The 7827-nt window shown below is 63.9% G+C and carries 8 protein-coding genes and 1 pseudogene; 3 read left to right on the top strand and 6 right to left on the bottom strand.

The window, feature by feature from the left end; translation table 11 throughout:
- Positions 1-173 (bottom strand): annotated as a pseudogene (locus A3764_RS24695) (acyl-CoA dehydrogenase); the annotation flags it as partial.
- A gap of 98 nt (positions 174-271) precedes the next feature.
- On the opposite strand from A3764_RS24695, the gene A3764_RS12395 reads away from it, so the two are divergent.
- Both A3764_RS12395 and A3764_RS12390 read left to right on the top strand, forming a co-directional pair.
- The gene (locus tag A3764_RS12395; protein WP_067927386.1) at positions 272-1177 is read left to right on the top strand and encodes a LysR substrate-binding domain-containing protein; all 906 of its coding nucleotides are present in this window, start codon (positions 272-274) and stop codon (positions 1175-1177) included.
- Positions 1178-1279: 102 nt separating this feature from the next.
- Positions 1280-1627 carry a hypothetical protein gene (locus A3764_RS12390; RefSeq protein WP_150121586.1) on the top strand — a complete coding sequence of 116 codons (348 nt, stop codon included), beginning with the start codon at positions 1280-1282 and terminating at the stop codon, positions 1625-1627.
- A 59-nt stretch (positions 1628-1686) separates the two neighbouring features.
- Here the strand turns inward: A3764_RS12390 and A3764_RS12385 are convergent, their stop codons facing one another.
- The 5 genes from A3764_RS12385 to A3764_RS12365 all read right to left on the bottom strand — a co-directional run bounded on the left by A3764_RS12385 (position 1687) and on the right by A3764_RS12365 (position 5669).
- Positions 1687-2652 carry a DNA topoisomerase IB gene (locus tag A3764_RS12385; RefSeq protein WP_067927380.1) on the bottom strand — a complete coding sequence of 322 codons (966 nt, stop codon included), beginning with the start codon at positions 2650-2652 and terminating at the stop codon, positions 1687-1689.
- A gap of 4 nt (positions 2653-2656) precedes the next feature.
- Positions 2657-2872 carry a DUF2945 domain-containing protein gene (locus A3764_RS12380; protein WP_067927377.1) on the bottom strand — a complete coding sequence of 72 codons (216 nt, stop codon included), beginning with the start codon at positions 2870-2872 and terminating at the stop codon, positions 2657-2659.
- Between the two features lie 159 nt (positions 2873-3031).
- Positions 3032-3826 (bottom strand): ABC transporter permease, encoded by a 795-nt coding sequence (locus A3764_RS12375; RefSeq protein ID WP_082851183.1) that lies wholly within the window; start codon positions 3824-3826, stop codon positions 3032-3034.
- Complete coding sequence (locus A3764_RS12370) at positions 3819-4586, bottom strand: ABC transporter ATP-binding protein (protein WP_067927373.1); 768 nt, start codon at positions 4584-4586, stop codon at positions 3819-3821. Before A3764_RS12370 ends, A3764_RS12375 begins: the two co-directional genes overlap by 8 nt.
- Before the next feature lie 63 nt (positions 4587-4649).
- Positions 4650-5669: an ABC transporter substrate-binding protein gene (locus A3764_RS12365; RefSeq protein WP_067927370.1), complete on the bottom strand. Its 1020-nt coding sequence runs from the start codon at positions 5667-5669 to the stop codon at positions 4650-4652.
- A gap of 112 nt (positions 5670-5781) precedes the next feature.
- On the opposite strand from A3764_RS12365, the gene A3764_RS12360 reads away from it, so the two are divergent.
- Positions 5782-7827, top strand: a 2046-nt coding sequence (locus tag A3764_RS12360; protein WP_150122159.1) for a 4Fe-4S double cluster binding domain-containing protein, incomplete at its 3' end; no start/stop codon positions are given.

Genomic DNA, 7827 nt, shown 5'->3' with positions numbered 1-7827 from the left:
AAGGCTTCGATAACCCGCGGTTGCAGCTTTTCCTGCGCATAGGCACGGGCGCTTTCCTGGATCATCCGCTCATCTTCGCTGAGCTGGTCGGACAGGCGGAACGGATCCGCCCAGTCGAAATTACCCAGATCGGGGGCATCCTTGGCTTTCAGGATGGGTGCTTCGGCATTCATGGCATTTCCTTTCAAAGGCTGCGTTCAGGGACCAGTATTGCAAATCCGGGCCGATAACTCTATCGATGCTTTATTCTGAACCTATGAGTAAAAGTCATATGTTGGCCCCGCGCAGGTTTCTGCCCTCGATCTCGGCGCTGCTGGCTTTCGAAGCTGTCGCGCGCCTGGGATCAGCCACAAGGGCGGCAAGCGAACTGGCCCTGACCCAAAGCGCGATCAGCCGCCAGCTCAAGACGCTCGAAAGCCAGTTGGACGTCCGCCTGCTGGACCGGCAGGGTCGGCAACTGGTCCTGACGCCGGCGGGGCAGCAATACGTGCTGCGGGTCCGCGATATCCTCGCCCAGCTCGCACAGGCATCGCTATCGGTGCGGGCCAACCCGCTTGGCGGCACACTGAACCTCGCGATCCTGCCCGCCTTCGGCATGCATTGGCTGGCCCCCCGCCTCAAGGATTTCGGGCAAAGCCATCCCGAAGTGACGGTGAACCTTTCGACCCGGTTGCAGCCCTTCTCTTTCCAGGGCAGCCGGTTCGACGCTGCCATCCATTTCGGGTTCGAGGATTGGCCGGGCGTCGATTACCTGCCGCTGATGCCCGAAACCGTGGTTCCCGTCTGCGCCCCCGGCCTGATCGCCGAACCGATCGATTCGGCGGAAGACATGCTTGCCCATCCGCTGCTGCATCTGGAAACGCGCCCGCGCGGCTGGGCCCGTTGGCTGTCGGCCCATGGGATCGATGAAACGCCGCAAACCGGCATGATGTTTGACCAGTTCTCGACCATGGCGCAGGCCGCGATCCATGGCCTCGGCGTGGCATTGCTGCCGACGTTCTTCGCCCGGCCCTATCTGGCGGAGGGGCAGCTGGTGCTCGCGTCGCGGCATACCACCCAGAGCATCGGCAGCTATTATCTTGTCTGGCCGCAGGAGCGCGAAAAGTCAGGGGCGCTCACCTCGTTTCTGGACTGGCTGCACAGCGAAGTCGCCCAGCAGGATGACACTGCTGTCTGAGCATCCGGCCCGCGAAACAAGGCTACCCGCCTCATTTTTGCCCGATTCAGGTTATACGAAAATGTGTCCGATACCGGGTGGGGCCGTTTCGCGAGGAGCACCATGATGTCTCATAACATGCGCAATATCCGCTTCGCATTGGCAAGTGCGGCCTTCCTGACAGGAGCAAGCGGCGCCCTGGCCGAAGTGCACGAAGTCCAGATTCTCAATGGCGCCTATTTCCCGCCCACGGTCTACGCAAAGACCGGCGACTCGATCGTCTTTTACAACGCGTCCTTTTCAGAGCATGTGGTGGGTGCGCCGACTAAGGAATGGTCGAGCGACAAGATTCCCGTTGATGGCAGCTTTACCCTGCTGCTGGACGAAACAACCCCCGCCCGCTTCGAAGGCGAAGCCCATGACGCGACCTATATGGAAGGCGAAATCGTCCTGACCGCCGTGGTGAATTGAACTGAAAGATCCGAGATAAGTAACTCCTTAGCCACCACCCGTCGGTGGCCGGAACCTGATCAGCACTGCTCCAGATAGGTCAGCATGCGCCGTTCCGCGGCGAAAAGGCCCGTCATGCCCTCCGGCTCAAGCGTCAGCGGGTCCTGCCCCGCCAGTTCAATGACAGACGGGTGGATATAGCTGTTGCGTGCAACAGTCGGCGTATTCGACAACCGTTCCGCCGCCGCTTCGGCCATCGCCTTGATCGTCGCGGCCCCCTTTTCCGCGATCTCGAAGGCGGCAAGCGTCCCTGCCCAGGTGCGGAAGGTCTTGGCAGTCACCCCCTCCTGCCCCGCGGCCTCCGCGATATAGCCGTTCAGAGCCCCTGAATTGAGCGAACGAACCTCCCCCCCGTCATCGACCCATGTAAGAAGCTCTGCCCCGGGAAGGTCGGCGGTTTTCTCCAACACCCGTGCAAGCGTCCGGTCCTTCATTTGCCGGCGCACCTTCTTGCCGCCCTTGGCGGTGTAGCGCAGCTGGATCGTATCGCTCTCCAGCTTCACATGTTTGCGCCGCAGGGTAAGTGCGCCATAGGTGCCGTTGGCCTCGGTATAGTCGGGATTGCCGACCCGGATGGATGTCCTGTCGATCAGCGCCACGGCACTGGCAAGCGCGAAGATACGATCCCCCGCCTCTTCCTCCAGATCCTTCAGCACACGCCGCCGCAAACGCGGCAAGAGGTGACCGAACTCTGCCAGAGAGGCGAATTTCGTCTCCGACTGATGCGCGGACCACTCCACGTGATAGCGATATTGCTTGCGCTGCCGGGCATCGATCCCGGTCGCCTGCAAATGGCCGTTGGGCAGCGGGCACATCCACACGTCTTCATAAGCCGGCGGGACGGCCAGCGCCTCCAGCCGTTCCCGCTCCGGGCCCCGCGCGATGGTGGTGCCGTCGGGTGCCCGATAGGTGAAACCCCGCCCCCGGCGCAGCCGGGTGATCCCCGGCTGTGCGTCCGTGTAGTAAACGAGGTCCGCCGGCACCACGGTGTCAGGCCTTGCGCACTTCGGAAGACAGCTTCAGCACCCCGTCCCCGTCTTCCTGTTCGATATAAAGCGCAGGATCTTCGTCGGAACCGTCCCGCGTGATCTCGCTCCCCTTGATCTTTCGGGTGATCTTCTGGGTGTAGGTCTTCTGGACCTTACCGCTTCCGGTCCCCTTCCCCCAGTCCCACTCGACCCGGTCGCCTTCGCTGTATTTCGCCATTCGATGCCTCCGTAGATACGCAGGCATAACCCGGTGCGCGATGCGCCGGTTCCACGCCACCCGCCCATGCGTCGGCGGGTCGCAACCCAAATTCGGGATGCACCTGGCCTTCACCCTTTCGGCAATACTCCGGGGGTCCGGGGGCTGGCCCCCGGTCCATCAGACCCGCCAGCGCAACACCCTGCGTTCGACCGCCGCAACCGCGGCGCTCACCAGAACCCCGAGAACGGATAGGATGACCACCCCGGCGAACAACCTTTCCAGATCATAAAGGCTGCCCGCTTCAAGGATATAGGCTCCGATCCCGTGTTGCGCGCCCAACATCTCCGCCGCGACCAGCAGGATGATGGCGATGGCAAGGCTGATCCGCAGGCCCGATAGGATACCGGGCATGGCCCCGGGCAGGACGATCTTGCGCACGATCGAACTCCACCGCAGGCCAAAGCTCTGACCCATGCGGATCAGCGTGCGGTCCACGTTATCGACGGCGGCATAGGTCGCCACCACCGTGGGTGTGAAAGTTCCGAATGCGATCAACGCGTATTTGCTGGCCTCATCAATGCCGAACCAGATGACGAAGAGCGGCAGCAAGGCGATCTTGGGGATCGGAAACAGGGCCGCGACAAGCGGGGTCAGCCCTGCCCGCACATGGCTGAATAGCCCGATGGCAACCCCGATGGAAACGCCGAGCACCACCCCGATGCTGGCCCCCACCGCCAGCCGGGTGAGCGAGGGCACCAGATGGGCAAACAGCATGCCGGAGTCGTAAAGCTCCACGAAGGTCAGCGCCACATCGCTCGGCCGGGGCAGGGTCAGCGCCGAAATCGCACCCGTGCGCGTGCCCCATTCCGCCAGCGCCAGCAACAGGACGAATACCGCAAGGCCGATCCAGCGCCGGGGCCGGGATACGAAACCGCCCCCGCGAAAGGGAACCTCGCGCGCGCTTTCAGACATCCATCAGCTCCGCGTCCGCTGCCGCGGCCTCATTCCGCATGAGAGACCACAGATGCCCCTGTGTTGCCTCCAGATCCGCATCCCCCGGCTGCCTCTCGGCCAGCGGGCGGTCCAGTTCGACGATCTCCCTGATCTGTCCCGGCCTACGGGACAGAACGACGATGCGGTGGCCCAGCCGTACCGCCTCTGACAAATTATGGGTGACGTAGACAGCCGTGAAAGGCTCCCGGGTCCAGAGCGTGATCAGATCGTCCATCAGCAATTCGCGGGTCTGACTGTCGAGCGCGCTCAGCGGCTCGTCCATCAGCATCACCGCCGGATTGACCGCCAGCGCCCGCGCAATCGCGACGCGCTGTTTCATCCCGCCCGAAAGCTGCTTTGGCAGGGCATGCGCGAAATCCGACAGTTTGGTGCGCGCCAATACGTCGGTCACGATGTCTTCCCTCCGGTCGCGCCCCAGCCGGTGATCCTCCAGCACGAGGGAGACATTTTGGGCGACGCTGCGCCAGGGCAACAGCGCGAAATCCTGAAAGACATATGTCAGCGCGTTGAGACAATCCGGCGGCGGCGACCCCACCTGCAGCACCCGCCCCGCGCTGGGGCGTTCAAGCCCGCCCAGTATGCGTAACAAGGTTGATTTGCCACAGCCCGATGGCCCCACGATACAGACGATCCGCCCCGACGGAATATCCAGCGTGATATCACGCAGAACTTCGGTATCGCCATAGAGATGGCTCACATGATCGAGGCGCAGGTCCATACCGCTCTTTCCGATACCGGGGGGCGGACTGCAACCACCCGCCCCAAAACCGGCAGGCGTAGGTCAAACGCCCAGCGTCTTGACGTATGAGGTATCGATCAGGGTCTCGAGCGTGATGTCCGCATCCACCAGCCCTTCGGACTGGAACCAGCTCAGCTGATCCGCGATAGAGGCGACGTTCATCGCGGCCCCTTCGTTCAGCCGCATGGTACCGTTGATGATCGACGGCGCCGCCTTCTCCCTGGGCCTGTCGGTATAGACGTATTGATGGATCAGATCGACCATGGCCATGACACCGTCTTCGCCGCCCGACTTTGTGATCATCGCATCGTTGTAATCGGCCACACCCTTCGAATAGGCCCCGATGAAGTCCTGCGTCATCTGCTGTTCACTCTCGGCATTCTTGGTAGAGGTGAAGACGGTCGTAACCTGATAGTCCGGCAGATAGGTCGCCACGTCGCCGATGATATGAACGGCACCTGATTCCGCCAGCGGCTTTGCGATATGGGGCACGATGGACCATGCGTCGATCTGCGCGGATTTCAGGGCGCCGATGATGGCACCGACCTTCTGCAGCGGCTTGTAGGTCAGGCTGATGCCTTCCGCCTCGGCCATCTTGGAACCCATGTAGTGGAAAGAGGACCCCGTCTGCGTGACACCGAAGCTCTTCCCGTCGAGCAGCCCGGGCGCCGTGATCCCGGCCTGATAGGCCGCATCGGACACAAGAAACTTCTGCCCGTCGATGCCGACTTCTTCCTGCAATGCGCCGCCGATCACCTTGATCGCTCCCTTCTGCGCCAACGAGACGAGCCCGCCGGAAATCGCGGTGATGGCGTAGTCGACATCGCCGCTGGCGATGGCCACCGCCATGGGCTGCGCGGCGTCGAAGAACCGCAGTTCCACATCCAGCCCGGCCTCTTTGAAATAGCCGCGCTCCACCGCGACGAAGCTGCCCGCGTGGCTGGTGAAACGCAGCGCGCCCACCGTGATCTTGCGCGGCTGGGCCAGCGCCGGTGCGGCAAGACCCACAGCCGTTGCAGCCCCCATTGTCAGCAGGGTCTGGCGACGATTGAACACTGTCATGTTGAAACTCCTCCTATGGTCCGGATCATGTGACCGGGTGCCCGAAGCTGTCAAGCGGCGGTCAGACACGGGGACGCTGGCATTAGCCGCTGGCCTGTGGCACCTCACAGGGATGAAGTTCTTTTCCGACAGGCGACGCCCCGTTGATCTCGGGCCCTACCCCCTCGAACGGCTGCGCCGGGTGGCGGGCCTGCCGGCGGGCGCGCCACCCAGCCGCCTGCCTGTCCCCCGGTTTTCCCGCCCGGATACGCCCCAAAACATCGCCAACGCCATGCGTCCCTATCAGGCGATGATGGATGCGCTGCGGGACGGCAAGGCCAATCCCGCGCGCGCCGACATCCCCACGGACCTGACGGCGCGCGCCCGTCACATCAAGGCCTTCGGATATTTTCACGACGCGTCGATGATGGGCATCTGTGCGCTGCCGCAGACCGCCCGGCTTGCTGCGCCGCACCGCGACCCCGACACGCTGTCGCAGGCCAGTGAACTGCTGGCAGGCCAGACCGCATCGCTGGCGGCGGGCGTGGACGTGGTGCTGGCCGATCTGCGCGACCACGTTCAGGCACCTGAAGGCGCCCTGCCCGAAAGCCACGCCTACGCCATTGTCTGCCTTAGCGCATGGCCCCGCGACCCACGCCCCGATGAGTCGGGAGTGGAGTGGATCGCTGACGCGCAGGTCGAACGGGCCTCGCTGCGTGCGAGCGAAAATGCGGTGGTACTGGCCGAATACCTCCGGGTTTTGGGCTACGACGCGCGGGCCCATACCCCCACGGCGCGGGATGTGGCGATGGAGCAACTCGCCCTGCACGCCGGCCTTGCCACCAACGAAGAAGGCATTCTGACGGCTCCCTTTGTGGGAACACGCTTCGGCCTTGCCCTTGTGACCACCGATCTCGCGCTCGCCAGCGACGCGCCGCTGGCCCCGCTCGACCAACAACCCGCTTTTGCGCGCCGCCGACCGCGCCGGGGCACGGCGGCGGCCGATCCCTATATAGGACGGGACTTCGCGATGGGCCCGCACCCCTTCGAGAAGCTCAAGCGGGTGGATGTCCCCACCACCTATATCGACGAACCGAACGTGCCCCGGGTGCCGAAACGGGCGGACATGTTCGCCCGGGGGCAGTTCGGCGACATGGGCGAAAAGGTGCAGACCGCGATGAAGGGCGGCCACCACGTGACCAAGACGGCGCCCTCCGCCGCGCAGCGCAGGCTGCTGGGCGCGCTCATCCTGTTGCAGGACGGCCCCGTCGCGGCACAGCGGCATCCCATCGAACCGCAGCAGGCCGCCGACGCGCTCAAGGCGGCGAGCCACTTCCTCGGCGCCGATGCCGCCGGCACATCCGCCTGCCCGGACTGGGCGTGGTACAGCCATGACGCCACCGGAACTCCGATCGAACCGCCCCACGATCAGGCGCTCAGCCTCATCGTCGACCAGGGCTACGACACGATGGAAGGGGCCAGCGGCGATGACTGGATCAGCGCCGCCCAGTCGATGCGCGCCTATCTGCGCTTTGCAATCCTCGGGGGTGTGCTGGCGGGCCATCTGCGTGCGCTCGGCCATCCGGCAAAGGCCCATACGGTTATGGACGGCGACGTGCTGCAACCACCGCTTCTGCTGCTTGCGGGCCTTGGCGAGGTAAGCCGCATCGGTGAAGTCATCCTCAACCCCTATCTGGGACCACGGCTCAAATCCGGCGTGGTGACGACATCGCTGCCACTTGTCCACGACAAACCCATCGATTTCGGCCTCCAACGGTTTTGCGCGTCCTGCAACAAATGCGCACGCGAATGCCCGTCGGGGGCCATTACGGCAGGCCCGAAGACCATGTTCAACGGCTACGAGATCTGGAAGTCCGACAGTCAGCGTTGCGCCACCTATCGCATCACCAATCAGGGCGGTGCCATGTGCGGAAGATGCATGAAAACCTGCCCCTGGAACCTCGAAGGTCTCTTTGCCGAAGCACCCTTTCGCTGGGCTGCGACGCATATCCCCCGCGCGGCACCTGTGCTGGCGCGGCTGGACGATGCGCTTGGCCGGGGCGGGCTGAACCCGGTAAAGACCTGGTGGTGGGATCTGGAAAAGAAGGCCGAAGGCGGGTTCAGGCTGCCGGATGCCCCGGTGAACCGGCGCGACCTGTCGCCGGACCTGAAACTCGCG

It is taken from the genome of Sulfitobacter sp. HI0129 (assembly GCF_001635395.1).
Taxonomy (GTDB): Bacteria; Pseudomonadota; Alphaproteobacteria; order Rhodobacterales; family Rhodobacteraceae; genus Sulfitobacter.
This window is presented reverse-complemented; position numbering and strand designations above follow the sequence as displayed.